This window comes from Acinetobacter sp. YH01007, assembly GCF_013420425.1.
Classification (GTDB): Bacteria; Pseudomonadota; Gammaproteobacteria; order Pseudomonadales; family Moraxellaceae; genus Acinetobacter; species Acinetobacter towneri.
Genome location: NZ_VOYC01000012.1, coordinates 47,461 through 73,555 on the forward strand (window position 1 = coordinate 47,461; position 26,095 = coordinate 73,555).

General features: G+C 40.5%; 21 protein-coding genes. 8 read left to right on the plus strand and 13 right to left on the minus strand.

Annotated elements, in window-relative coordinates; genetic code table 11:
- Nucleotides 1-41: 41 nt before the first annotated feature.
- The 3 genes from cysS to FTT74_RS07350 form a co-directional block, all read right to left on the minus strand.
- Nucleotides 42-1,463, minus strand: coding sequence for a cysteine--tRNA ligase (gene cysS, locus FTT74_RS07340; RefSeq protein ID WP_154320668.1), 1,422 nt, complete (start codon nt 1,461-1,463; stop codon nt 42-44).
- Between the two features lie 199 nt (nt 1,464-1,662).
- Complete coding sequence (locus FTT74_RS07345; protein ID WP_154320667.1) at nt 1,663-2,775, minus strand: beta-ketoacyl-ACP synthase III; 1,113 nt, start codon at nt 2,773-2,775, stop codon at nt 1,663-1,665.
- Nucleotides 2,776-2,805: 30 nt separating this feature from the next.
- On the minus strand, nt 2,806-6,765 hold the full coding sequence (locus FTT74_RS07350) for a DUF3418 domain-containing protein (protein ID WP_179988804.1): 3,960 nt from the start codon (nt 6,763-6,765) through the stop codon (nt 2,806-2,808).
- A 375-nt stretch (nt 6,766-7,140) separates the two neighbouring features.
- Here FTT74_RS07350 and ahpC point away from each other — a divergent pair, with 375 nt between their 5' ends.
- From ahpC to FTT74_RS07365, 3 genes are all read left to right on the plus strand, one after another.
- Nucleotides 7,141-7,704, plus strand: coding sequence for an alkyl hydroperoxide reductase subunit C (gene ahpC / locus FTT74_RS07355; protein ID WP_004973058.1), 564 nt, complete (start codon nt 7,141-7,143; stop codon nt 7,702-7,704).
- 345 nt (nt 7,705-8,049) lie between these two features.
- Nucleotides 8,050-8,367 carry a hypothetical protein gene (locus FTT74_RS07360; protein ID WP_225530638.1) on the plus strand — a complete coding sequence of 106 codons (318 nt, stop codon included), beginning with the start codon at nt 8,050-8,052 and terminating at the stop codon, nt 8,365-8,367.
- A 249-nt stretch (nt 8,368-8,616) separates the two neighbouring features.
- Nucleotides 8,617-8,823, plus strand: coding sequence for a hypothetical protein (locus FTT74_RS07365; protein WP_004973053.1), 207 nt, complete (start codon nt 8,617-8,619; stop codon nt 8,821-8,823).
- Between the two features lie 87 nt (nt 8,824-8,910).
- On the opposite strand, the gene FTT74_RS07370 is transcribed toward FTT74_RS07365, so the two are convergent.
- Nucleotides 8,911-9,129, minus strand: a complete 219-nt coding sequence (locus FTT74_RS07370) for a DUF1653 domain-containing protein (RefSeq protein ID WP_004973051.1) — start codon at nt 9,127-9,129, stop codon at nt 8,911-8,913.
- Nucleotides 9,130-9,380: 251 nt separating this feature from the next.
- Here FTT74_RS07370 and FTT74_RS07375 point away from each other — a divergent pair, with 251 nt between their 5' ends.
- A complete protein-coding gene (locus FTT74_RS07375) occupies nt 9,381-9,725 on the plus strand; it encodes a hypothetical protein (RefSeq protein WP_004973048.1) in 345 nt (114 codons plus the stop codon).
- 403 nt (nt 9,726-10,128) lie between these two features.
- On the opposite strand, the gene FTT74_RS07380 is transcribed toward FTT74_RS07375, so the two are convergent.
- A complete protein-coding gene (locus tag FTT74_RS07380) occupies nt 10,129-10,644 on the minus strand; it encodes a hypothetical protein (RefSeq protein WP_131260826.1) in 516 nt (171 codons plus the stop codon).
- A gap of 159 nt (nt 10,645-10,803) precedes the next feature.
- On the opposite strand from FTT74_RS07380, the gene FTT74_RS07385 reads away from it, so the two are divergent.
- On the plus strand, nt 10,804-11,850 hold the full coding sequence (locus tag FTT74_RS07385) for a nitronate monooxygenase family protein (RefSeq protein WP_179988805.1): 1,047 nt from the start codon (nt 10,804-10,806) through the stop codon (nt 11,848-11,850).
- A gap of 84 nt (nt 11,851-11,934) precedes the next feature.
- On the opposite strand, the gene dusB is transcribed toward FTT74_RS07385, so the two are convergent.
- The gene (gene dusB, locus FTT74_RS07390; RefSeq protein ID WP_168461352.1) at nt 11,935-12,957 is read right to left on the minus strand and encodes a tRNA dihydrouridine synthase DusB; all 1,023 of its coding nucleotides are present in this window, start codon (nt 12,955-12,957) and stop codon (nt 11,935-11,937) included.
- An 83-nt stretch (nt 12,958-13,040) separates the two neighbouring features.
- On the opposite strand from dusB, the gene FTT74_RS07395 reads away from it, so the two are divergent.
- Both FTT74_RS07395 and FTT74_RS07400 read left to right on the plus strand, forming a co-directional pair.
- Complete coding sequence (locus FTT74_RS07395) at nt 13,041-14,246, plus strand: DUF1615 family protein (RefSeq protein ID WP_104852172.1); 1,206 nt, start codon at nt 13,041-13,043, stop codon at nt 14,244-14,246.
- Nucleotides 14,213-14,860: an HAD-IB family phosphatase gene (locus FTT74_RS07400; RefSeq protein ID WP_004973036.1), complete on the plus strand. Its 648-nt coding sequence runs from the start codon at nt 14,213-14,215 to the stop codon at nt 14,858-14,860. Before FTT74_RS07395 ends, FTT74_RS07400 begins: the two co-directional genes overlap by 34 nt.
- 292 nt (nt 14,861-15,152) lie before the next feature.
- Here the strand turns inward: FTT74_RS07400 and FTT74_RS07405 are convergent, their stop codons facing one another.
- Complete coding sequence (locus FTT74_RS07405; protein WP_096900933.1) at nt 15,153-16,247, minus strand: acyl-CoA desaturase; 1,095 nt, start codon at nt 16,245-16,247, stop codon at nt 15,153-15,155.
- A gap of 13 nt (nt 16,248-16,260) precedes the next feature.
- Entirely contained in the window at nt 16,261-17,331 is a 1,071-nt protein-coding gene (locus FTT74_RS07410) for a ferredoxin reductase (RefSeq protein WP_167846089.1), read from the minus strand.
- A gap of 154 nt (nt 17,332-17,485) precedes the next feature.
- On the opposite strand from FTT74_RS07410, the gene fabR reads away from it, so the two are divergent.
- Complete coding sequence (gene fabR / locus FTT74_RS07415; protein ID WP_026438369.1) at nt 17,486-18,166, plus strand: HTH-type transcriptional repressor FabR; 681 nt, start codon at nt 17,486-17,488, stop codon at nt 18,164-18,166.
- A 77-nt stretch (nt 18,167-18,243) separates the two neighbouring features.
- Here fabR and FTT74_RS07420 read toward each other — a convergent pair whose 3' ends face one another.
- From FTT74_RS07420 to thiE, 5 genes are all read right to left on the minus strand, one after another.
- Nucleotides 18,244-19,053 carry an alpha/beta fold hydrolase gene (locus FTT74_RS07420; protein WP_104852176.1) on the minus strand — a complete coding sequence of 270 codons (810 nt, stop codon included), beginning with the start codon at nt 19,051-19,053 and terminating at the stop codon, nt 18,244-18,246.
- A 411-nt stretch (nt 19,054-19,464) separates the two neighbouring features.
- Nucleotides 19,465-22,302, minus strand: a complete 2,838-nt coding sequence (gene rapA, locus FTT74_RS07425; protein ID WP_179988807.1) for an RNA polymerase-associated protein RapA — start codon at nt 22,300-22,302, stop codon at nt 19,465-19,467.
- Between the two features lie 146 nt (nt 22,303-22,448).
- Entirely contained in the window at nt 22,449-23,093 is a 645-nt protein-coding gene (locus FTT74_RS07430) for an RluA family pseudouridine synthase (RefSeq protein ID WP_004973024.1), read from the minus strand.
- A gap of 486 nt (nt 23,094-23,579) precedes the next feature.
- Nucleotides 23,580-24,881: a glutamate-1-semialdehyde 2,1-aminomutase gene (gene hemL / locus FTT74_RS07435; protein ID WP_167846092.1), complete on the minus strand. Its 1,302-nt coding sequence runs from the start codon at nt 24,879-24,881 to the stop codon at nt 23,580-23,582.
- Nucleotides 24,882-24,927: 46 nt separating this feature from the next.
- Nucleotides 24,928-25,548 carry a thiamine phosphate synthase gene (thiE, locus tag FTT74_RS07440; protein WP_096900945.1) on the minus strand — a complete coding sequence of 207 codons (621 nt, stop codon included), beginning with the start codon at nt 25,546-25,548 and terminating at the stop codon, nt 24,928-24,930.
- Nucleotides 25,549-26,095 lie beyond the last annotated feature (547 nt).

Sequence of the window (26,095 nt, forward strand, 5' to 3'; positions counted from 1 at the left end):
TTTCATACAACTGTCAACTCTCTATGCTCCCAAGTGCTCAATTAATCAGCACGACGCCATACTGTACCTTGACGGGTATCTTCCAAGACCACACCTTGATCGAGCAAAGACTGACGAATTTCATCAGCACGGGCGAAATCTTTGGCTTTTTTGGCATCCTGACGTTGCTGAATGAAGTCTGCAATGGCTTGTTCAGATAAACCTAAAGCGTCCTGACCAATATCAGACTTCAGGAATTCGTCAACATCATGCTGCACCAAACCTAAAATATTGGTCAAATGACGCAAAGTCGAATAGTACACCGCCGCCTGATCTGCCTGCTGCTCTTTTACTGAACGGTTCAGCTCTTTATTGACTTCAAACAGAACTGCAATTGCTTCGGCTGTATTAAAGTCGTCTCGCATTGCGGCATTAAAACGTTCCACCAAAGCCTCATCTAACTGCTCAACTGTTTGCGTACCGTACGCTTGTTGATAAGCTTTAAATGAGTGATAGAAACGTGATAATGCGGTTTTGGCTTCTTTGAGTGCTACATCGGAGAAGTTTACAGGGCTACGATAATGCGATGACACAATAAAGTAGCGGATCACTTCAGGATGGAATTTTTCCATCACATCACGAATGGTGAAGAAGTTACCCAATGACTTCGACATTTTTTCGCCATCGACATTAATAAAGCCAACGTGCATCCAGTAATTTACATACTGCTCACCTGTTGATGCTTCAGACTGGGCAATTTCATTTTCATGGTGTGGGAACATTAAGTCTGAACCACCACCATGAATATCAAAATGATTACCTAAGCAGCAAGTCGACATCGCAGAACATTCAATGTGCCAACCCGGACGTCCATTGCCCCACGGCGAAGCCCAAGATGGTTCATTTTCTTTGGCATGTTTCCACAAAACAAAGTCAAATGGATGCTTTTTGTCGACTTCAACATCAACACGCTCAGACGCGCCCGCCTGCATGTCTTCTAGCTTGCGACCTGAAAGACGGCCATATTTGTCAAATTTTTCAACCTGAAAATAAACATCGCCATTACTTGCAGGATAAGCTGTGCCTTTATTGACCAAATTACCAATCATATTTTGCATTTGATCAATATATTCAGTGGCACGTGGTGCAGCATCAGGTTCAACACAGCCTAAGTTTGCCGCATCTTCATTCATGGCTTGAATAAAACGATCTGTTAAAGCTTGAATGCTCTCGCCATTTTCATTGGCACGTTTAATAATTTTGTCGTCAATGTCGGTAATGTTGCGGACATATTTCACATTCCAACCTTGACTGCGCAAAAAGCGAATGATGTAGTCAAATGCAACCATAACCCGCGCATGCCCGATATGACAGTAATCATAAACCGTCATGCCACAGACATACATGTCGATATGTCCTTCTTTACGCGGAACAAATTCAACTTTTTTTCGTTGCTCTGAGTTATATAGAACAAATGGTTGCATAGGTTTTCAAAATAGGTCTATTAAAAGATGCTCCATCTTAACCTAAGCATTATTTTTCATAAAGTTTTTCGATGTTTTTATTCTGTATGTGTCTGTGTGAAGAGAATATCGCGGATGATCCAAGCCTTCTCCCGAAGGAGAAGGAACTTTTTAATACCTGTACTTAGGCGTTTGCTGATCTTATACGGTTTGGCAAAGCTTATGCAGCATCACGTTTTTGTACCAAAATCGCGCCAACTGAATAGCCTGCGCCAAATGAACACAAGACACCATATTCACCGTTTTCGACTTCGTGTGCAGTACGGTGTAAAGCGATAATTACCCCTGCCGAAGAAGTATTGGCAAACTCATCTAAAATAATAGGTACTAAACCTGGTTGTGCTGCTTCTTTACCAACCACCAATTTCAAAATGAGTTCGTTCATGCTGGCATTGGCTTGGTGCAACCAGAAACGCTTCACCTCGGTTGGCGCAATCTGATTCTTTTCTAATTGCGCAGTAATCATTTTGGCAACTAAGGGGCAAACTTCTTTAAAGACTTTACGACCATCTTGATGGAAGCGTTTATCGTCAATATCTGCATTTTCACTTAAGTTTAAAAAACCGAAATTATTACGGATATTATTCGAGAACTGAGTAAACAGGTTCATGTCCAAAATTTCGAAACCTGCTTTGGTTTCAGTGTCTTCCAAAATTGAAGCGGTTGCTACATCACCAAAAATAAAGTGGCAGTCACGTGAACGGAAATCGTTATGACCTGAGGTAATTTCGACATTCACCAACAGTACGCGGCGCGCACCTGCTTTAATCGCATCATGCGCTTGCTTAATGCCGAAAGTCGCAGCAGAACATGCCACGTTCATGTCATAGGCATAACCTTGAATACCAAGCGCAGTTTGAATTTCAATCGCCACCGCAGGATAAGCACGCTGCAAGTTTGAGCAAGACAAAATCACCACATCAATATCTTCTGCGGTCACGCCTGCATTTTGCATGGCTTGTTTTGCAGCAATTACACCCCATTCTGCTTGTAGCGAAATTTCATCATCCCCGCGTTCACGCAAATTTGGACGTAAACGGTTAATGTCCAGAATACCTGTTTTTTCTGACACGTAACGGCGTTTTACCCCAGAGGCTTTTTCGATAAAGTCAGCACTTGAGCCACGACGTTCTTCAAGCTCACCTGCTGCAATTTTGTCAGCATTGAGCTGATTATACTGTTCCACATAAGCATTTAAACTTTCGACCAACTCTTCATTGGTAATAACATCTTCTGGGTGATAAAGACCAGTACCTATAATGCGAATGCCCATGTAAAACTCCTTCTAGAAATTACTAATATCTTAACTGATTCCGAGCTTTTCCCATACTTTTTGCAGCCGAGTTGCAGAAATTGGTATTTTGGTTTTCATGGGTTGAGAGAACAACGATATGCGTAATTCTTCCACCATAAAGTACAATTCCTTGAGTCGGGCATCTTGTTTGTGTTTAAACAATTTGTCCATCCAAGGGTCAATTTGGGCGATGGCAGCATCGTCTCTTTGCAAGTTGTTGGGTAAGCGGTCTAAACGTAATAACAACGCTTTCAAATAGCGCGGATATTCGCTCCACACCTCTACAGGCTTGCTATACACAAAGTCTGCCAGATGCATTAAGTCCAGCTGATCTTCTATATCATCCATATTTTTAGCAAAAACTGCTTCATCAAGCATAAGAAGCTGACGGCGGATGTCTTGCCATGCAATATAAATTTCATTAAAGATACGCAGCGTGGTTTGACCATGACTGAGGAAAGTCTTTTTTACCTCAAGCTGCAACTTTTGAAACTCTTCCAAGTTGACTGGTAAGTCACCAATAATGCTTTGCAATGTTGCATAGATCAACATTTGCTCAAGTTGAGCTTTATCACCCAAAGGCGAATACGCCAAAGCCAAGGGTTTATCAATTTGTTTTTTCAATTGGCGTGATAAATCACCCAATTGCACATATAGCAAACGAATCACGCCTTCACGGTGCTGACGAATCGCCTCACTCTGATCATTAAAGGTTTGAATCACCACACCCGATTCATCTTTTGGTAAAAGCTCTGCAAATGTTTTGCTTGGTACCAACGCCTGATATTGCTTAACCACTACGCCCGTAACTTTTTGCGAAGCTTCAAATACAAATCGTTCAGGAAAAGTTTGAAATTCTCCGTGCACCTGCTTTACAGGACTATGCGTTTCGGTATGGCAACGCGCTTTTAATTCAGATAAATCACGACCTTGCTCAATCACCCGCCCTTTTTCATCTAGCACTTTAATGAACGGCAATAAATACGCATCTACCCGCTCAAAGCTAAAGTCTTTTTCGGTGATGTGTTCAGCACGTAATTGAAATGCCAAAAAGCTAAAAATGTGCTCGCGTAAATTTACCGCATCAACACGTTGTAGCAACTTTCGAGCTGTGTCTGGAATAGGCACCAAATGACGACGCTTATCTTTAGGCAAAGTCTTGAGCAAGGCTTCAATTAAATTTTCACGCCAACCCAGAACACCCCACGACCAGATATTTTCATCGACCTGTGCCAACGCTTGCACTGGAATTTTAACGGTTGCGCCATCTTCATCATGGCTGGGGTCAAAACGGTAACTGGCCGCCAAGCGCAGCTCACCATTACGCAAATAGTCAGGAAATTGCTGCGTGGTCGGACGATCATTCAGCCAAAGTGCATCATCTTCCACAAATAAATAACGTGGATTTTGCGGCTCTACTGTGGCACGCCAATCTTCAAAGGAACGACGGCTTGCAACTTCTGCAGGTACTTTGGCGGCATAAAATTGATAAATAGTTTCTTCATCAACAACTAAATCACGACGACGTAATTTATCTTCAACCCGTTCCACTTCTTCCAGTTTAAGCAGGTTGTGTTTTAAAAATGGTGGGGTAATGCCCAAGTTGCCTGTGGTTAAAGCATCACGTAAGAATATTTCATGGGCGGCTTCCTGATCGACCTTTTCGTAATTGACAGGACGTTTCGGCTCGATAATTAGACCAAACAGCGAAATTTGATCATAGGCATTCACCACGCCTGCTTTTTTAGACCAATGTGGTTCAAAATAGTGATGCTTCAGCAAATCACGTGCAGCCAATAAAATCCATGCAGGTTCAATTTTTGCCAAGGTGCGTAGATACACTTGCGAAGTTTCTACCATCTCAAATGCCATGACCCACGGTGTATTGGTTTTATGCAAAGTCGATGCAGGGAAAATTCGTGCTTTTTGTTGGCGTACTGCCATAAACACATTGCGCTCATCGGTTTTATTGGCAATAAAAGAAAGCAACCCTGTTAATAACGCCCGATGCAGATTTTCATAACTGGCTTTTTTCTCATTAAACGACAGTTTTAAGCCACGCGCCAAATCCACCAATTGTTCATGAGTTTTCTTCCATTCACGTAAACGCAACCAACTTAAAAAATGCTGACGGGCAAAAGTACGACGTTTGTTTTCACTCATGCCATCACGGTTTTCGTGTAAAGTTTCCCACAATTTTAAATAGAATAAAAAGTCAGAATCTGCTTCACGGAACAAAGCATGTTTTTGATCGGCTTGCATTTGTTTGTCTGCAGGACGTTCACGCGGGTCTTGTACCGCCAATGCCGCTACAATAATCAGGACTTCATTTAACACCCCAAAATGCGCACCGCCTAAAATCATACGTGCCAGTCTTGGATCAATCGGCATTTTTGCCATTTGCTGACCAATTTTGGTTAAGCTGCTGCCTTGAAGCTCGCCTTTATTAGCGGTGGATTTAGTGGAATTATTCGGATGATTGTCTCCCTTTTGCGTCGCAGAGCTGCTCATTCCGTCTAAAAGAGGGGCTTTACCCTTCTCAATCATCGCACCCAGTTCAATCAACAGCTTACGACCATCATTGACTAAACGATGATCTGGCGGCTCAATAAAATCAAAATCTTCGAGCGTACCCAAGCCCAAACTTTGCATTTGTAAAATGACCGATGCCAAGTTGGTGCGTTTAATTTCAGGTTCAGTAAACTCTAGGCGACTTAAAAAATCTTCTTCTGAATACAGGCGAATACAAACGCCTGGCGCAATACGACCACAACGTCCTTTACGCTGATTCGCTGCTGCCTGAGATACTGCTTCAATCGGTAAACGCTGCACCCGTGAGCGATAGTTATAACGTGAAATACGTGCAAAACCGCTATCAATCACATAGCGGATATTGGGTACAGTGAGTGCGGTTTCAGCGACGTTGGTGGCAATAATAATGCGACGACCACCACCTGAAGGATTAAAGATTTTTTGTTGTTCCGCCAAAGCCAAACGCGCATACAACGGTAAAATTTCAGTATGACGCGGTCCATGCTTATGCAAGGTTTCTTGCAGCTCCCGAATTTCCTGTTCAGTACTGGCAAAAATTAGAATATCGGCATGTTCAGGATGACCTTTTTCCTGTGCATCGGCAAAGCATTCTTCTACCGCTTGCACCACTGCGCGTGGCAAGTTTTCTTCAAAGTCATCAAACTCATCATCATCACTACCACCAATGCTTAATTCAGAAATTGGACGATAACGTACTTCGACAGGATAGCTTCGACCTTCGACCTCAAAAATAGGTGCGCCGTTAAAATAGTTACTAAAACGCTGCACATCTAAAGTTGCAGAAGTGATGATGACTTTTAAATCAGGGCGACGTGGCAAAAGTTGCTTTAAATAGCCCATAATGAAGTCAATATTTAAAGAACGCTCATGCGCTTCATCTATAATAATGGTGTCGTATTTATTTAAATAACGATCATTGGCAAGCTCTGCTAACAAAATACCATCGGTCATTAAACGGACAATTGAATCTTGCGAACCCTGTTCATTAAAACGAACTTTAAAGCTGATGGACTCACCTAACTTTTCGCCAACTTCTTCGGCAATACGCTGCGATACACTACGCGCAGCAAGACGTCGTGGCTGAGTATGACCAATTAACCCCGTTAAACCACGACCTGCCAACATTGCAATTTGTGGTAACTGTGTAGTTTTCCCTGAACCTGTTTCACCCGCCACAATAATGACCTGATGTTGCTGAATTGCAGTAATCAACTGTTCGGCAGATTGAGTCACAGGTAAATCTTGATTCAACTTAATGTTGGGAATGCGCTGTGCACGCTCCAACACTTTTAAATTAGATTTTTCAAATAATTCCTGATATTGCTTTGGATTGGCATCTTTGCCTTTTCGTAGTCGATTTAAACGATGACGATCACGCGCCAAAACGAGGTGGTCTACATTTAAATGACTCTGCACAGAATACGCTTCCTAACCAAAACACAAACGCGTATTTTACGCTGTAATGCCTTTAAGCGAAAGAACAGTGATTTAGAATGCGTATTTAAAAAGTTTTAAATCCCCCCTTGAATTTCAAAATAGCATCCCCATATAGATGTATGTTCACCAATTGCTTGAAATGGGTTGTATTTGAACCTGAAAAATAGGTTGTCATGCAATCATCATCATTTTGAGGCCTAATAAAGACTCAATAATACTGTGATGAAAGTGTACGCTTTTTACATACTCATTTGTTTTTCCGATGCTAGTAATGTAAAAATACCATTTCAGCAATAAAACAAAATTAGATACTCTATTGCCAACGAAATACAAACCTTAATCATGGAGACAATGATGAGCTTAATCAATACTGAAGTTAAACCATTTAAAGCAAATGCATACCACAACGGTCAATTCATTGAAGTAACTGAAGCTGATCTTAAAGGCAAATGGTCTGTAGTATTCTTCTACCCTGCTGACTTCACTTTCGTTTGCCCAACTGAGCTTGGTGACCTTGCAGACAACTACGCAGAATTCCAAAAATTAGGCGTTGAAATCTATGCAGTTTCTACTGACACTCACTTCACGCACAAAGCTTGGCACGATTCTTCAGAAGAAATCAAAAAAATCCAATACGTAATGGTTGGCGACCCAACTTGGACGCTTTCTAAAAACTTCGAAGTATTAATCGAATCTGCTGGTCTTGCTGACCGTGGTACTTTCGTAATTGATCCAGAAGGTAAAATCCAAATCATCGAAATCAATGCTGGCGGTATTGGCCGTGATGCTCAAGAACTTCTTCGTAAAGTTAAAGCAGCTCAATACGTTCACGCTCACCCAGGTGAAGTATGCCCAGCTAAATGGAAAGAAGGTGATGCAACTTTAGCCCCATCTATCGACCTAGTAGGTAAAATCTAAGTTTTAGATTAAACCACTCAAAAAAACCACGCATATTTTGCGTGGTTTTTTTTAATCAGAACATCACCCTTTTCTACCTTATTTATTCATATTTCATCTCTAGAATAGAAAATGTAAAAACATTACAACACTACAATCGAATCTGTACCGGTAACAGTTGTGAGATTTATTTTTGAGGGCTGTTCTATGAAAAAATTATTTTTACTTTCAACATTAATAGCATTTTCAGTGCCAGCTTTAGCTGATTTCAACTGTAATGGCAGCATTAAAAATCGAACTATTGATGATAATGTCAAAGTGCATAAACAATGTGTTCTTGATCATGTGACTATTAAGGGCAACCTAATGTTGCATTCCAACTCACATACGGCAATTAAAAATAGTACGATTGATGGCAATTTAGAATCTAAAGGAAACTTTAGTCAGGTTAATGCACATGCCAACCGCATTGATGGCAATATCCAACTCGAAGATGGGCGTAACATCCAACTCACGTCAAACCGTGTAAATGGCAATATTCAACTTAAAGATAATTCAGGCTCAATCGTTGTAAAAAATAACCGCGTGAATGGCAATTTAGAATGTGAAGATAACCGCGTAAAACCGACTGGCGGCACAAACCGTGTTTCTGGTGACAAAGAAGATCAATGTCGTCATCTATAAAATCTAGTCTTTCAATCATTTTATTTAAATGAATGACTATTCATGTGCAAAGCATAAACACCACATCCTAAATGTGGTGTTTTATTTCGCTTCATAATAGTTTTGTCGTTTTTGGCACGTTTAGGTTGCGCAAAAAACTTATATTCAAAAGTTACAATTCTGTAATACTTTTTAGCAAGCACTTCACTTATGTTCAAAATAAGCAGATTTATTCTGTGAAAAATAATATAAAAAATAAAGGAGTTGCTTATGGGTAAAACACTTGCCGTGACATCCTGGACATACAGTGCATCTTCACGTTATTTAAAAATATTTTACGAAAATGGCTCTGGGGATTTATTCCATCCTGTACCACAATTTATTTATGACAACTTATTAAGACGCAGTGATAAAGCAGCTTTTGTGAGTAAATATTTAGCATACGATTTAAGCTTTAACCGTATTTCCATTCAATAATTGATTTTATTAAACTTTGAGCATCCACATAACGATCCAATCTAAAAATAGATTGGATCGTTTTAAATAGGTAAATAACTTCAAATATTAATACACTTCTTGAATCAATTTAAAGCGTTCCTGTTCACGGTCATCATCCAAAGTAATACTCTCCGTGAACATATCAAGCGGTCTGGCCCAAATAGAATAATCGCCATATAAGCATTGATAAACCACCAATTTCTCTTGGGTTTCACTGTGTGTAGCCACATGCAGCACTTGATACAATTGCCCTTTATAATGTTGATAAATCCCTTTTTTAAGCATTTTACAATCCCAATCTTACAGAATGGCATTACTGTACAATAAAAACTGTAACCATTCTCAAGATTTCACCTTATCAGAAAAAATGAATCGCATCGGCATATTTTTCTCTAATTTATCGTTCTAATCTACACAACAAAAAAATATCTAAACCCATTACATTATTTGAACAATTTTAAGCTTCAAATTGATTGTTTTTTGGTTATATTCGCATTATCCCATCTTAAGTGGATGTAAAAAAAGGAAACATGATAATGAATAAACTTCTTATTGCTTTAGGTCTTGCTGCCACTGTAGCACTTGTAGGTTGTGCAAAAGAAAAAGCACCAGAAACAGGGGCAACTACGGGTGAACACTTAGAAAACGCTGCGGCTCAAGCTGCACATGATGCCAAAGATGCAACACATGAAGCTGCTACTGCTACAGCAACTGCGGTAGATAACGCAGCGCAAGCAACTGAAAATGCTGCACACAATGTTGCAACAGCAACAGAAAACGCAGCTGATGCGACTGTACAAGCTGCTAAAGATGCAACTGCTGCGACTGCAGGTGCGGTTGAACAAGGTGCTGCAAATGTGAAAGAAAAAGCACAACAATAATTTGATTGTATAAAACAAAAACTCCTGAGCAAGTTCTCAGGAGTTTTTTATTCAGCACGATTTAATTAGGGTCTGTTGACAATTCGTCTATGTTTGCGACATGAGAGATATATCTCGCAAGGTTTTTTAGCTGATATAAGGCATGGGACAGGAAATTTACTCATTCTAAATGACTGGCACATAACGTAATAGCAGCAAAAAATATGCTTGTACCCTTGCGCAGCAAACAAAGCAGTGCTTTGTTTTTGCTCATGTGGCTAAAACTTTCACAGATTGCGTTATAAAACTTGAAAATAAACCCGTTATTCCCTGCGTTTCATGCCTAATCTGCTCAGTTTTAGCCTACAGCGCAAGCCATTTATGAAATATCAACAGACCCTAGTAAACCTAAATCCTGCCGCAACTATAACGCCGCTTTTAAATTACAACCATAGCCCATGGTCTGTTGTACTTGGCGGTAACTGGTGTAACGATTCAAAATAAAATCATAATAAGATTCTGCATTGGCAAAATTTTCAGCCAAATTTTCCTGCTCTGCACGCGGTAATTTTACATCTTTAAGAAAATCTAGATTGTTATGTCCTAAGCGATATAACTCAGCAAAATAACCATTCATCATATCGCAATAAGCAATTTTAGTCGGCTTTAAAGCAGTACTGGCGACCAAATGCTGATTCAAAGTTTGTAAGTTATTTACATCTAAAGGGAATTGATGCGCAAATGCGATATTTTCGACTTGTTTAAATTGTTTGAAGTCTTGCGCCAATTTGACATTTAAAGCATCTATACGCTGTTGTAATGCAGTCGCATCCTGAACCTGATATTGCTTTGGATCAATTTTTACTTGAGTTTGCTGTGGATTGCTACACGCACTTAATCCACACACCACAAGCAAACCACCATAAACGAAAGGCTTCATTAATTTACTCATCAATTCATACATCAGGCTTATTATGCCTGAAAGCATCTGCAAATTTAATGATATCGCTCATCTTAATATTTCATAAAGAAATGACGGATATGATTTGCCAATCTACCTAGAGTTGGGCAAAGTAGATAAAAACATGGAGTAAATAATATGACCTTATTAGAACAACTGAATATAAAGCATCCTATTTTTCTTGCTCCAATGGCTGGCGTTTCTACTCCCGAACTTGCAGCCGAGGTTTCTAATCAAGGTGGTTTTGGCTCACTCGGTTTAGGTGCAAACACGGTAGATGCTGCACGTGAGCAAATTTTACGCACTCAAGAACTGACTGATTTTCCATTTCAGGTCAATTTCTTTTGCCATGAATCAAGTCCACTAGATGAAGTCGCTGCACAAGCGTGGATTGCACATTTTCAGCCAATCTTTGAACGCTATGGCGCAACTGCACCGAGTCAACTAAATTGTATTTATCCAAGTTTTAAAGACCATGATGGATATTTAGATCTTGTACTAGAAACTAAACCACAAGCCGTCAGTTTTCACTTCGGGATTCCGCATGCGCATCAAATTCAGGCTTTAAAAGATGCAGGAATCATTACTATGGTTTCAGCAACCAACTTAGCCGAAGCTCAAGCCATTGAAGCAGCGGGAATTGATGTCATTATCGCCCAAGGCATTGAGGCAGGTGGACATCGGGGTATCTTTAACCAAACTTTTGATAGTGCAATTAAAACCAGCGATTTAGTACAACTGATTCGTGAACATTGTACCCTGCCAGTGGTTGCCGCAGGTGGCATTATGAATGGTCAGCAAGCACAGTTAATGCTGAAATTGGGCGCTTCTGCGGTACAGCTGGGTACAGCTTTCGTGCAATGTAAAAGTTCCAATGCCAATCCAGCTTATCGACAAGCTTTATTTCAGCAAAACATTACTCAAATTACCGACAGCATCTCTGGACGTCCTGCCCGTGGTTTAATTAATCATTGGCATACACAGGTAGATACACCAAATCGTTTAACTGTGCCCACCTATCCATATACGTATGATCTTGCAAAACAGTTGCATGCAGCAGCCGTCACACAAGGTGAGCAAGGTTATGCGCCATTCTGGGCAGGCAGTAATGTTAGCCAAATTCGTGAATTAGAAGCTGCAGATTTAATCAATCAATTGGTGCTAGAGATGATTCACGCACATTAAACAAGAATACAACCGCTCTGCTTTAAACAAGCAAAGCGGTTAAGAGTGAAATTTTAACTATAAAATCAAAATCTTAAATGCTAATCAAGTATCCAGTAAATTAACACTTTCTACTTGTACATCACTCATGATTTCACCATGTGCCAATAACTGATTGAAGTAGTCCTCCACCACTTTAAATTGTTCGGCAGTACTTTCAACTTTATACATGTTTTGGCGAAACTCATTACTTGAACGTAAACCTTTGGTGTACCAAGCAATGTGTTTACGTGAAATTCGACAACCTGAATATTCCCCATAAAACTCATAAAGCTCGGCTAAATGCCCCAATAAGACTTTTTGAACTTCTGCAATACTCGGTGCGGCAAGCAACTCCCCTGTTGCTAAATAATGTGCAATTTCCCGAAAAATCCACGGACGTCCCTGTGCTGCACGTCCAATCATAATGGCATCAGCACCTGTGTAATCTAGTACATATTTGGCTTTTTCAGGGCTATCTATATCACCATTGGCAATGACTGGAATCTGCAACATACTTTTCACGTCTTTAATCAGTGAGTAACGTGCATGATTTAAATACATATCTTCACGGGTACGACCATGCAAAGCCAAAGCGGCAATACCAGCTTGTTCCGCACGCTTTGCCACACGTAAGATATTTTCCTGACCATTTAAAAAACCCAAACGGGTTTTAAGGGTTACAGGTACATCAACCGCAGCAACGACAGTATCTAAAATACGTGCCACCAAATCTTCATCTTGCAACAAGGCAGACCCCGCCAATTTATTACAGACTTTTTTGGCAGGACAGCCCATATTGATATCAACAATTTGCGCCCCGTTGGCCACCTGATAGCGTGCTGCTTCCGCTAAATCATGCGGATCTGAACCTGCAATTTGTGCAGAAATTGGCGCAAGCTCCCCATCAAAATTGGCACGATACAAACTCTTTTTACTCATGCGCAAAGTTTTGTCAGATGTCATCATTTCACTGACTGCATGCCCAGCTCCAAAGTATTTGCACAGTGAGCGAAATGGCCGATCAGTAACGCCTGCCATTGGGGCAACAATCAAATTATTTGACAGTTGATAGGGACCAATATACATATATATTCTTAACTTTAATGATTGGCATAGTATACTGCATCTGCCCTTTGGGCTCATCCATTTGGAACGAGTTTTCCCTATCTATGAAAGACACTGTATTCACTTCTTTGATGAAACCCTTCAGCGTGCTCGCCTTATCCATAAGCTTAGCAGCCTGTGGAGACAGCGCATGGTGGTCTAAGGACAATGAGCCGACCTTGGAAGCAGAACACATTCGCAAACTGATTCCTAACCGTGTCAGTGAACGCAGTGCTTGGGCTAAAGATATTTATGATATTTCTGAGCAATTGGGTATTCCACAAACTAAAGAAAATATGTGCACCATTATTGCTGTGGTTGATCAGGAATCTAACTTTGTAGCAGACCCACAAGTTTATGGTTTGGGTGAAAAAGCTGTTAAAGAAGTGCAAGATCGTTTAGATGAAAAATTTAAAGACAAACTGGGCGAAGCAATTGGCGGCACGGTTGCAGGCTATTTTCAGGATGTGCTGAAAAACCACCCTAGCCCTGAAGATAACTATTTGAGTCAAATGCGTCGGGTAAAAACTGAACGTGAATTAGATGAACTATACCGTGAAATTTTTGACTACATGGCAAAGCATTATCATGTTTCCGCACTAACAGGTGCTGCCAAACTGTTTGGTCAAAATATTGGTGAAAAACTTAATCCAATTACCACTTTAGGCTCGATGCAAGTGCATATTAGCTATGCCAAAGAGCATAAACGTCAAAGTGGTAACATCGCAGAGTTACGCAGTGATCTATATACCCAGTATGGTGGCTTATATTATGGGATTCATCGTTTAATGATGTACCCTGCTGACTATGATCAACCGCTATACCGTTTTGCTGACTATAACTCGGGCATGTATTCGAGCCGCAATGCTGCATTCCAAAGTATGCTGAATGATTTAACCGAAGCTGAACTCGATTTAGATGGCGACTTACTTCTTTACGCTAAAGATGGCGGCGTGCGTAATGCAAAGAGTGAATCTGAACGTGAATTAATTGCTGTTTTTGCCAAACATAATATTTTGGTTACACCACGACAAATTCGTGCAGACTTAAAAAAAGAAAAAGAAAAGAAATTCGAAGATACTGCGACCTATCTGGCTGTAACTAAACTCTATAAAGCTCAAACGGGCAAAGAGCCATTTTATGCCATGATGCCGCAAGTGGTCATTTCAGGGCCTAAACTGAGTCGAGATTACAACACCAATTGGTTTGCTACGCGAGTCAATGGACGTTATAAAACATGCATGCAAAAAGCCAAAAATATAAAAATCTAGCCCTATTTGATTTTGATGGGACCCTGTGCAGCAAAGACAGTTTTACAGGGTTTATTTTCTATGCTTTATCTAAGCGGCATATTTTTAAGCAAGGACTTAAAATCTTGCCTTGGATTCAGGCTTACTATTTAAAAGTTTATCCTGCACATGCCATGCGCCCTAAATTGTTTAATGCTATGTTTAAAGATGCAAATACAGCTGAAATATTAGCACTTGCACAGCGCTACGCAGTAGATTTAATACATGATCTTAACCCACAACTATTACAACAATTAAAGCAGCATCAATTCAATGGAGATGAAGTGGTGGTTGTTTCTGCAAGTGTAGATATTTATTTACAGTATATTTGTCAGCAGTTAAATGTCGCTTTGATTTGTACTGAAACAGCAATTGAAAAGCAGCAATTTACAGGGCGATATTCAACACCTGATTGCAGTCAGGAACAAAAGAAAATACGGATTTTAGAACAATATGATTTAGAAAATTATGCTGCTATTTATGCGTATGGTAATAGTGATGAAGATGATGCCATGCTGAGTTTAGCGACTTATTCTTATATGGTGGGTAGTGATCATTCATTGCCAGAAATTGTAACTTATAAAAAACTGGCTTGATTTTGATGAATGATATAATAAAACCACAATTTGAATTGTGGGTTTTTTAAGTTACATGTAGCGGATGCCGCCTATGGTGATTACTTTTTTATACCCAGAATAGAAAATAAAAATAGAGTTTTCTCTTAATAAAATAGCTGATGATTCTGCATAAAAATAACGACTACAACACCTAAAGCAATAAAAAAGGTGACACTTTACAGCATCACCTCTAATTCAAAATAGAAGTATAGTTTTAAACCAAGATCAATCACTTAATCTATTCGTACTAAACAACTCATTTGTAAGTCACTTATTTCTTAAATGGAAAAGCATATTTCACAATACGTTTAAGCACACTGCCGTACTGTTTAACTAAGCTCGCATTGTTGTAGTTCAAGCCATACTTTTCACACACAGCTTGTACTTTTGGAGCCATTTTACGATAGCGACGTGCAGGAATATCTGGATATAAATGGTGTTCAATTTGATGGCTTAAATGTCCTGTCAAAATGTGGAATGCTTCAGAACCTGTAAGATTCGATGAACCACGAATTTGACGCATATACCAGTGACCACGGCTTTCGTTTTGCATCACAGACTTTGGAAATACTTCTACATCCTTCGTAAAGTGACCGCAGAAAATAATGCTGAATGTCCAAATATTACGAATACCATTCGCAACCAAGTTCCCTGTAAACACTGGTAAAGCCGAAGGGCCTGCAATCAATGGAAAGAACACATAATCTTTAAACAATTGTTTTCCAATTTTCTTCTGCATAGGTTGCCATTCTTTTTTGGCTTGGGCTTTGCTTTTACGGCCATTCAAAATTTTACCAATTTCTAAATTCTGAATGGCAACACCCCATTGGAACAGTAAGCAGAAAGGAATACTGTATAAAGGTTGCAATAAATAGCCTGATCTCCAGCGCTGTTCTGGGAACAAACGCACCAAACCATAGCCAATATCATCATCCATACCTTTAATATTGGTATAAGTATGGTGTTTAAAGTTATGGGTTTGACGCCAGTTGTCTGAAGTACCTACCGTATCCCATTCATAACTTGCACCATTGAATTTAGGATCATTCATCCAGTCATACTGACCATGCATGACATTATGACCTAATTCCATGTTTTCCATAATTTTGGCAAAGCCTAACAAGCCTGTACCCAAAACCCATGCTGGCGGGAACCATCCTGCGAACAATAAGGCACGACCTGCCATTGAGCTATAACGAATGGTTGAATAAACACGGCGGATGTATTTAGCATCTTTTTCGCCAATATCATCCAAAACTTCTTGTTTAATGGCGTCTAATTCACGTGCAAGCTCATCTAATTCAAATTGAGTGAGTTCACGGTTTTTAGGATTGCGGAAATATTCTATTTTTACTGGCATATTCATAATCGGAACTCGCTTATAAATCAATAATTAAATCGGTTTGTGCTGAATTGACGCAGATTTTCAATTGGTTATTCGGTTCGCTGTTTTGAACACCATCGACCAAGTTTTTAGTTGAACCTTCAGCCTTGTTGCATACGCATTTATGGCAAATTCCCATACGACAGCCGTATTTAGGTTTAATATTTTGCTGTTCCAGACTTTCTAAAATGGACTTGCCTTTTGGAATAGTGACAATCTTTTTCGATTGAGTCAGTGTAACTTGTACCAAACCAACATCGTCACTTAACACAGGGGTCATGCTAAAAGCTTCTGTTTTCAGCAAAGCAGCTTGTGCAAATAATTGTTCAGCTTGCGTGGTAAAACCCGATGGGCCACATGCAAACACTGCACTTTGCTCGATTTGTGCCAAGTCTTGTAAATGTTCTGCATTTAAACGGCTGTGCGCCACACTCGGCTCTTGAGTATAAAACACTTGAAATTTAAAGTTTGGATATTGTTGTGCCCATGCTTCAAACTGTGCTTTAAATGCTGCGTCTGCAAAGGTTTTTACCCAATACATTAAAGTTACTGGAGTGCTACCAAGACGACCTGATTTCGCCATGTCTTGTAGCAAACTATACATTGGTGTGATACCACTACCCGCTACCAATAGAATTAAAGGCTGGGCTTGTGCAGGCAGTTGCATATCACCATAAGGCGCACCAAATTCCAAAGTATCACCAACTTTGGCTTGCTCAACCAGCCATGTGCTGACTTTGCCCTGATCAACTTTTTTTACCGTCAATAAAACGTGTTGTGCATCAAGCTGAGTCAAACTATAGGTTCGCTCATAGCGTACGCCTTGAATTGTCACATAAACAGGATGATGCTGCCCTGCTGCGCCAATTTGGAATTTTTTATTGAATTGCAAAGTAAAGCTCACTACACCTTGTGCAGCGGTATCTTTTTTTACAATTTTGCCGAGTGACTGATTCACCGACCATAATGGATTAATTTTTTGCAACCAGAAATTGGCGGCATAAGGGTCTAGTACTGCAGTTGCAATACTGGTTAAGGGAGATTTTCTTTTTTCAGTTAGCTGCATGATTCAGCACCACCCGATGAAATTTTAATTATTATACATATGTATATATATTTGTATATACACCTGTATTGTTTCTAATCATTTCACAAGTACTGGCGCAACCGCTATAATGCCTCTAAGCTTATAAATTATTGAAAATATGACTCAGCCTGCCATGAAAACAAACCATGATGTGACTTTTCCAGAATCTGAAACGGTTCATGAGCCTCTTGTCGTGCGTACGGTTGGGCGTAAAGCTACCATTACCAAACAAGAATTATTTCAGGCAGCATTAAATTTAATTGGCCCACAAAAAAGTATCGCATCTTTAAGTTTACGTGAAGTTGCACGTGAAGCAGGCATCGCACCAAACAGTTTTTATCGTCATTTTAAAGATATTGATGAACTCGCGATTGAACTGATTGATCGTGCAGGTGTGGTGTTGCGTCAAATTCTGCATGAAGCACGTTTAAAAGCATCTAAACAAAACAGTATTATTCGCAGCTCGGTTGAAGTATTTATTGAACAATTAGATACCGATGAAGGCAATTTAAGTCTGCTATTACGTGAAGGTTATACGGGTTCAACCTCTTATAAGCTAGCTGTTGAGCGCCAATTGAATTATTTCCAGCAAGAATTGCAGGATGATTTAATTCGTTTAGAACGTTTAAATAACAGCAAGTTAGCGCATCCCGATATTGTCGCAAAAGCCATTACCCAGTTGGTGTTTAATATGGGCGCTAAAGTCATTGATATGCCTGCGACTGAACGTAAAGAAACCGCTGAACAAACCATGACCATGATTCGCATGATTTTAGAAGGTGCACGACATTTGGATGATGCCAAAATTCGTTAACATAACACAGGATAAATCGGGCGATTTTCCTGAATCAGGTCACGCCCGTTTGAGCATTTAATTGCTAGACTTCGCTGTTAAGCGTGTTGTTTTTGAATTAATTGCTGCACATGTGTTGCCGTGGTTTCAGGATTTTCCAAAGGAAACATGTGTCCTCCCTCGACCACACTAAACTCAATTCCATAAGTTTTTTGCATGCCTTGCGGTAAACCTTGCAAATAAAATGGGCTATGCCTTGCTGTAATTAAATGCACAGGTACATCTGGGGCTTTGCGTGGTGTGCGCCACCACCATGCAGGTACGGTTCTAAAAATTTCAGCTTCTACCCGTTTTGGAATTGTTAAAGTCACACCACCTCTTTGTGCATCGACTTGTATGCCGCTGGCAAAATAATCTTCAAAACATTGTGCATCAAATTTTTTAAATAAACGGTTATGCCGCAAAGCTTGATAGGCTTCTGCATGGCTAGCCCAATGATCTCGACGCTTCATGGTCACGGCGGCAGGTGTGAGTTGATCTACATATTTCAGTTTAAATTTTTGTAAAATTTCAAATAATGCCGACTTCGATCCAATCACAAAAGGTGGATCCATAATAATCAATTGAGAAAATAAATCTGGACGCTGATAGGCACACATCAGGGTTAATAATGAACCAAAAGAATGCCCTAAACCAATCACTTGTTGCTTTGGAAACTGCTGCTCAATGTCCTGAATCACTTGATGAATCAAATAGGTCCACTTATAGGTCACAGGAAATTCTGCTTGCATACCAATCAGTGGAATTGCCTTTAAATGATAATCTGCTTCAAAACATTGAAAAAACTTTTGATAACTGGCAGAAGGAATACCATTGGCATGGGTAAAATGAATTGCAGCTTTAGTCATTTAAAATACGCTTAAAAGAAGAATATCGGGTCTGTGACTTGATCTATGCGTACGCGCTTACAGATTCAACACTTGGCACATCAATCATAGATAAAAGATCAACAGCCTTTAAACTACGCATACCACTGGGTTTTGCAAATGACCGGAATGCTGAAAAAGATGAATTATGAGTCATTTTAATGACACATAAGCACTGGTTGCTACTTTGTTTAAGTCCGTGATGTGAAAAATCTCGCACAAAATTTTTATTGCGATATTAAAAAAGCACCCGCTAAACTGCTCCGTAAAAATGAGGCGCAATGCCCAACTTAAAACGTGCAATTTAGAAGATGCCAAATATTTAAAAAAGTGATTGATTAAAACCGACTCAATACAAATACACCGTCTAGACACCTGTATTGAATGCACTCTTTATGGCTTTACCACCACCATCACCTGAATTGCTTCAGGCGTGACCGACAAACCATCTAATAATGCAACACCTTCTTTTTGCAATTTCTGTAAACGTGTAATTTCATCTTCACGAATACTTGGGTTAAATTGCTTCAAATAGCTTAAACGGTCAATTTCATATTGCCATTTTTTGCTATATACATCTTTAGCTTGTTGCTTAAATTCAGGCAATGCAGCTTTAGCCAACTCCAAAGCCTGTGTATAACGCGCTTCAATCGCGTCACGGCGTGCTTTCACCACTTGACGACAACTGTTGCCATCTAAATGATGTAAATAAGGTTTTAAAATTTCAGGGGCAATTTTTTGCGATAAATCCTGCCCTTTTTCGCTCAATAAGACACGAATGAGTTGCTGTGGCAAGCTTGATGGCAAATTCAGGGCTTTAGGTGCAATGACATCCACTTTGAACCAGACTTCGAGCAACACAGAACCTTGTGGCAAAGCGGCAGATTTTAATACCGCAACGTTGGTGCTACCAAAACCTTGTGTATTGATCATTTCCATCACGCTTTCTGTGAATGGATGCTCTAGGGTCAAATACTGTGCATCTTCACGAATTTGCGCCTGATCCCGATAGAACGTCGCGGTCATGCCTTCTTCGTCTAAGGTCAAACCTTGCACTTGCATTTGATCAGTTGGTTTAATAATCACCGTGCCATTGCTTTGTTCATCGAAGTCAATATTGGTCGATGCCATAAAGCGCTTCATAAACATAGGCAACGTGGTATTGTCGTCGTAATCTTCTAAAGCTTGTACAATTTCCTGCGCCACCACAGGACGGCAAGAGTTGTATTCCAACAAACGATCTCGACCCGCTTGAAGTTCTGCTTCCAAAGCTTCACGCTGCACACTGACTGCTTCCAGTAAATCTTCAAACTGTTGTCCTAAATCTGCAAGTAAGCAGTGTTTTAAATCGACAATAAAGTTTTCCTGCAAGGTTTGTGCAGTGGGTGAAATATTGCTGAAAATATTGAGTGCTTCGTTATACCAACGGAACATACGCTCTTGCGCAGTCCCCACCAAATACGGCACATGAATTTGAATACGGTTTTCTTGACCAATACGGTCTAAACGACCGATACGTTGTTCTAACACGTCGGGATTGGCAGGTAAGTCAAACAAAATCAGGTCTGATGCAAACTGGAAGTTACGCCCTTCTGAACCAATTTCGGAACACAATAAAATTTGTGCACCATAAGAATCTTCTGCGAAATATGCTGCCGCTTGGTCACGTTCTAACAAGCTCATGCCTTCATGGAACATTGCAGTACGAATACCTGCATGTAGGTGCAGCGCATTTTCAAGGGCTTCTACCACAGGGCCGCTACGCGCAATTAAAAGCACTTTTTTATGTTTTAAGTCGCTACGCAAACGCTCCATTAACCACATTACACGCGGGTCAGTTTCCATCCAACTGCCATCGAGCAGTGCTTCTTCTGGCCACATTTGTTCACGCAGCTTACCATCTTTAGACCAGTTTTCTGGTGCAGGTAACGGCGCAGGCTGACAATCACGGCCTGGGAAACCTTGAATTGCTTCACGGGTATTACGGAACAAAATACGTCCTGTACCATGACGGTCTAATAATTCGTGGATAGCACGGAAACGCTGTTCAGGGTTATCTTCTATGCGATGTCCCAACAAGCCTTCCAGTGCAGCCAAATGGCTTTCTTCCAATGCTGCATCTGACATTAGGACTTCGGCAATTTTTGCCGTATGTTGATATTGCGCTTCTTCATCCAAGAAACGGTCGAGCGAGCTAAAACGTTGCGGATCGAGTAAACGTAAACGCGCAAAATGGCTTTCTACACCCAGTTGCTCAGGCGTTGCAGTGAGCAATAACACCCCTGCGGTTTGTTCAGCTAATTCTTCGACCAGATCATAACGGTCATTACCACCTTCTTCTTCGCTCCACATTAAGTGATGCGCTTCATCGACCACCAGCAAATCAAAACCTGCTTCTAGGGCTTGTTCGCGTAAGTCATCGTGGTCAATCATTAAATCGACTGAAGCAATGATGCATTGTTCGGTCAAGAATGGATTCAGGTCAGGATCGTGTTCTTTAATAGATGCCGTACGGGTTAAATCAAACAAAGAGAATTGCAGATTGAAACGGCGACGCATTTCAATCATCCACTGATATTGCAGCGAATCAGGTACCAAAATCAGGATACGTTCCGCACGTCCTGTTTTGAGTTGCTGATGGATGATCAAACCTGCTTCAATGGTTTTACCTAAACCAACTTCATCTGCCAATAAGACACGTGGCGCAAAACGCTTACCGACTTCATGTGCAATATAAAGTTGATGTGGAATCAAACCTACACGCGAACCCACCAAGCCGCGCAGTGGGCTACTTTGCATATTGGCTTGCATCAACAAGGCTTCAATACGCAAGTCGTACCATTCTTTATAGTCAATTTGGCTGGCAAGCAAGCGGTCTAAGGGTTTTGAAAGTTGGATACTTGCACCAATACGGGTTTCATTCAGTGATTTCTTTTCTTCACTGCCATCTTGCAAACGACGCACCACGTTATAACGCAATACGCCATGGCGGTCTTCGACCGATTCAACCGTCCACGCATTGCCTTCTTGGTCTTGAACTTCATCATTTACATTAAAAATGATACGCGATAAAGGTGCGTTATTGCGTGCATAGACACGGGTTTCATCACTTTTAGGGAATAAAATGCTGACCGATCGCTCATCTACATCAATCAGAACACCAAGTCCTAATTCCGTTTCTGTGTCTGATAACCAACGTTGACCAATAGCAAACTGCTGCAATTTTTCCACCTTTATTTAGAAGTTAGGACGTATAAATTTTTGCGCAAAACCTGCTGAGTATTTGAGCAAAAATTCAGGGCGTATAGCAATATATTTTGACATAAAGCGCACTAAAAAGAGAGCCTAAAGCACAGGCTTTGCGTAATCTTTTTCGCTTAAAATGGGACTGGGCAAGTAAACTGTACACGTTGCTCAGTTTGTGGATGCAGAAAACTTAATTCTGCTGCATGTAAACACAAACGAGGCATGAGTTGTTGCTGTTCGGGCGTGGCATACAAAGTATCACCAATAATTGGATGACCTAAATATTGCATGTGTACTCGCAGTTGATGCGAACGACCTGTGATAGGCGTCAGTTGCACACGAGTCACAATTTGCCCCTGCAATTCAAATTGCTCCAATGCACGCCAATGCGTTAACGCAGGTTTGTTATGGGTTGCATCGGCAATGTGTAATGGAGGATGTGCAGGATCATAGACCACAGGCACATCTACAGTGCCTTCACCTTGCAGTTGCCCTGCCACCAATGCCTGATAGGTTTTATCGGTTTGGCGTTCTTGAAACTGACGCGAAATTTGTTTTTGCGCCCATTTCGTGAGTGCAAATACCAAAATACCCGAAGTATCACGATCTAAGCGATGAATCAGCAAAGTGCGCGGCTCAATTTTAACTAGACGACTCATCACACAATCTTGCAAATCTGCTGTTTTACCTGGAACGGTGAGTATGCCAGCGGGTTTATGTATCACCATAAACTCATCGTCACGATGAATCAGGTGTTCGCTTAGAAAATTACTCAATTTCAATTCAGGGCCGATCGTGAAAACAAGGCGGCAATAATAAAAAGCCTGACACAGAATTACAATGCAAAATACATCAATTCCCGATGAATTTTCCGATTTACATTCCTGAATCAGACAATCTGCTGAATTTTAAATCAGCCTGCTTTTAGAAATGTGGGTTTTATAGCATGCAGGAGGCTTTGTTGCATAAATATTTTTTAAGATACTGTTTTAAAGGTTTTTAAAATTTGGATAGAAAAATACAATGAAATCATAGTGCAAGATAGTTGCACAACAAAGCCGTTCTGAAGCTATATCTTTGATGGCGGGAGCAAATGAAGTAATAGGATTCATATTTAGTTTGACCAGGCTATTTTAGTGTTTAACAAGACGCTGATCTAAGCCTTTGATATTAAATTGAAGAGTATGTCTTCAATTTAACCTAAAGCATAGATATTTTGGAGATATCTATGCCTTTTAGGACAGTGTTAAGCAGAGGTCAAATTACGCCTTCATTTCCGCAAATGTTTCTTTTGCAGCTTGAATGGTGTAGGCAATATCTTCATCACTATGCGCAGATGAAATAAAGCCTGCTTCAAAAGCAGATGGCGCCAAGTTCACACCACGTTGCAACATTCCGTGGAAGAATTTACGGAAAGCATCGACATCGCAATTCAGCATAGAATCAAAACTGGTGATGTCATCTTGGTCAGTAAAATACAAACCAAACATAGCACCGACTTGTTGCGTCTTGAACGGGATACCTGCTTCATCTGCCGCAGCTTGTAAGCCTGCCAACAATTTTTCCAGTTGCGCAGTTAAATTTTCATAAAAACCTTCGGCACGTAAATGTTTAAACATTTCAATGCCCGCACGCATCGCCAACGGGTTACCAGACAAAGTACCTGCTTGATACACCTTACCTAATGGCGCAATACATTCCATGATTTCGCGTTTACCACCAAATGCACCTACTGGTAAGCCAGCACCAATAATTTTACCGAGTGTGGTCAAGTCTGGTTTAACATTATAATGCGCCTGAGCACCGCCTAAGCCAACACGGAAACCTGTCATTACTTCATCAATAATAAAGACTGAGCCGCGTTCATCGCAGACATCACGAATTGCTTGCAGGAAACCATCAATTGGTTTAACCAAGTTCATGTTGCCCGCAACTGGCTCAACAATCACCCCTGCAATTTCAGCACCAAACTTTGTAAAACATTCTTTTAAGGTGGTGATATCGTTATACGGTAAAGTCAGCGTATGTTTAGCAAAATCGGCAGGAACACCCGCAGAAGTCGCTTCACCTTCACCACTGGTTAAAAGTCCAGAGCCTGCTTTGACCAACAGCGAATCTGAGTGTCCATGATAGCAACCTTCAAATTTGACGATTTTGTCACGACCTGTATAACCACGCGCCAAACGAATTGCGGTCATGGTGGCTTCTGTACCTGAGTTGGTCATGCGAACCAACTCAATTGAAGGCATAATTTCGCAAATAATATCGGCCAAAGTCGTTTCATGCACCGTTGGCGCACCAAAACTCAAACCATCTTCAGCTGCAGCTTGCACCGCCTGAATAATAGCAGGATGGGCATGACCTAAAATCATTGGTCCCCAAGAACCTACATAGTCGACATAGCGTTTGCCATCGACATCGTACAAATAAGCACCTTTGGCTTTTTCAATAAATACAGGGGTTCCGCCTACCCCGTTAAATGCGCGTACCGGTGAATTGACCCCACCTGGAATATGCTTATTGGCTTGTTTAAACAATTGTTCTTGCTTTGGAGATAAGCTCATGGAGGCACTCAACTCAAAAAATAAAATAAAAAATTAGCTGTCTGCTTTAAGTGTCTGCTTTGAAAAGTGCAGACCAATCATAAACACGCTGTGCAACAGTATGCATCGGACGTCTTAATATATCACTAATCACTGCACATAAATCGGCACCTGCTTCAATGACAGGCTGACTGTTTTCAACAGTTAAACCACCAATCGCGCAAATTGGCACATTGAGTTGTTGCTTCGCCAGTGTGAGCGTGTCTAATGTAAGTGTACTTGCCTCAGGTTTAGTTTCAGTTGCATAGACTGCACCAAAAGCCACGTAGTTTGCACCATCGGCAATGGCTTGCTCTGCCAATTCAATCGAGTTATTACAACTGCGACCAATCAATACATCTTGTGGTAAACGTGCAACCGCTTCAACAATAGAGCCATCTTCTTGACCCAAATGTACGCCAACACCATATTTCACTGCAGTTTCAAGATCATCATTAATCACAAATGGCACTTTGTATTGATCACACATCGATTTCATATATTCAATTTCGTATGCCTGCTGAGCTTGAGGCACATTTTTACGGCGATATTGCAACACCGCGACTTCATAAGTTGCCATCGCCCCTTCTAATTTTGCCAAAAGCAGTTCGATAGGATCATCATTGGTAATCAAATATAAACCGCGCATAATCTCAGCCACAAATAATACAAGGTCTGTATTATTACACATTCAGGTGGCATGCGTCAGAACCTCAGGCTCAACAAGTTTTTTTATATAGGCTCTATAAGCTTCTATTTTGTTTGGGTTTTATTGAGTCAAAAACTTAAAAATACCAAATTCTAGTGATAGCGCTAAAAGATAGATTTAGCTTTAATTGAACTGCGCAAAACAAGAACTGCAACCAGTTCAATAAGATATGGATTTTAAAATCCATACGGGTGACTACAGCGAATAACGACATATTTAGGTCGCCCATTTAGACACATGATCATTTGTGCCAGAGCGCATGTGGGGATGCGACAAATGATCATGTGTCTATATTTTTTCATGCTGCTCTATCAGTAACCTGCTTGCTCTATATCCTTGCTTAAAGATGAATGATTTCTGATTTAACACCATTCTGAATATAATTTTTCACATAAAAAAAGCCTAGAGAAAGGTCACTCTAGGCTTGGAAAGTCACAAACTTTTATCAATAAATTTGATGACACATTATTAGAATATTCACTCTATC

Coding starts and splice junctions, on each gene's coding strand:
- FTT74_RS07360 (WP_225530638.1), top strand. CDS start 8,050: ATGTTGCATTCCAACTCACATACGGCAATTAAAAATAGTACGATTGAT.
- FTT74_RS07385 (WP_179988805.1), top strand. CDS start 10,804: ATGACCTTATTAGAACAACTGAATATAAAGCATCCTATTTTTCTTGCT.
- FTT74_RS07375 (WP_004973048.1), top strand. CDS start 9,381: ATGAATAAACTTCTTATTGCTTTAGGTCTTGCTGCCACTGTAGCACTT.
- FTT74_RS07380 (WP_131260826.1), bottom strand. CDS start 10,644: ATGAAGCCTTTCGTTTATGGTGGTTTGCTTGTGGTGTGTGGATTAAGT.
- FTT74_RS07395 (WP_104852172.1), top strand. CDS start 13,041: ATGAAAGACACTGTATTCACTTCTTTGATGAAACCCTTCAGCGTGCTC.
- thiE (WP_096900945.1), bottom strand. CDS start 25,548: ATGCGCGGTTTATATTTGATTACCAATGATGATCCTATCGAACTGCTT.
- FTT74_RS07365 (WP_004973053.1), top strand. CDS start 8,617: ATGGGTAAAACACTTGCCGTGACATCCTGGACATACAGTGCATCTTCA.
- FTT74_RS07370 (WP_004973051.1), bottom strand. CDS start 9,129: ATGCTTAAAAAAGGGATTTATCAACATTATAAAGGGCAATTGTATCAA.
- FTT74_RS07420 (WP_104852176.1), bottom strand. CDS start 19,053: ATGACTAAAGCTGCAATTCATTTTACCCATGCCAATGGTATTCCTTCT.
- hemL (WP_167846092.1), bottom strand. CDS start 24,881: ATGAGCTTATCTCCAAAGCAAGAACAATTGTTTAAACAAGCCAATAAG.
- cysS (WP_154320668.1), bottom strand. CDS start 1,463: ATGCAACCATTTGTTCTATATAACTCAGAGCAACGAAAAAAAGTTGAA.
- FTT74_RS07400 (WP_004973036.1), top strand. CDS start 14,213: ATGCATGCAAAAAGCCAAAAATATAAAAATCTAGCCCTATTTGATTTT.
- ahpC (WP_004973058.1), top strand. CDS start 7,141: ATGAGCTTAATCAATACTGAAGTTAAACCATTTAAAGCAAATGCATAC.
- fabR (WP_026438369.1), top strand. CDS start 17,486: ATGAAAACAAACCATGATGTGACTTTTCCAGAATCTGAAACGGTTCAT.
- FTT74_RS07345 (WP_154320667.1), bottom strand. CDS start 2,775: ATGGGCATTCGCATTATAGGTACTGGTCTTTATCACCCAGAAGATGTT.
- dusB (WP_168461352.1), bottom strand. CDS start 12,957: ATGTATATTGGTCCCTATCAACTGTCAAATAATTTGATTGTTGCCCCA.
- FTT74_RS07405 (WP_096900933.1), bottom strand. CDS start 16,247: ATGAATATGCCAGTAAAAATAGAATATTTCCGCAATCCTAAAAACCGT.
- FTT74_RS07410 (WP_167846089.1), bottom strand. CDS start 17,331: ATGCAGCTAACTGAAAAAAGAAAATCTCCCTTAACCAGTATTGCAACT.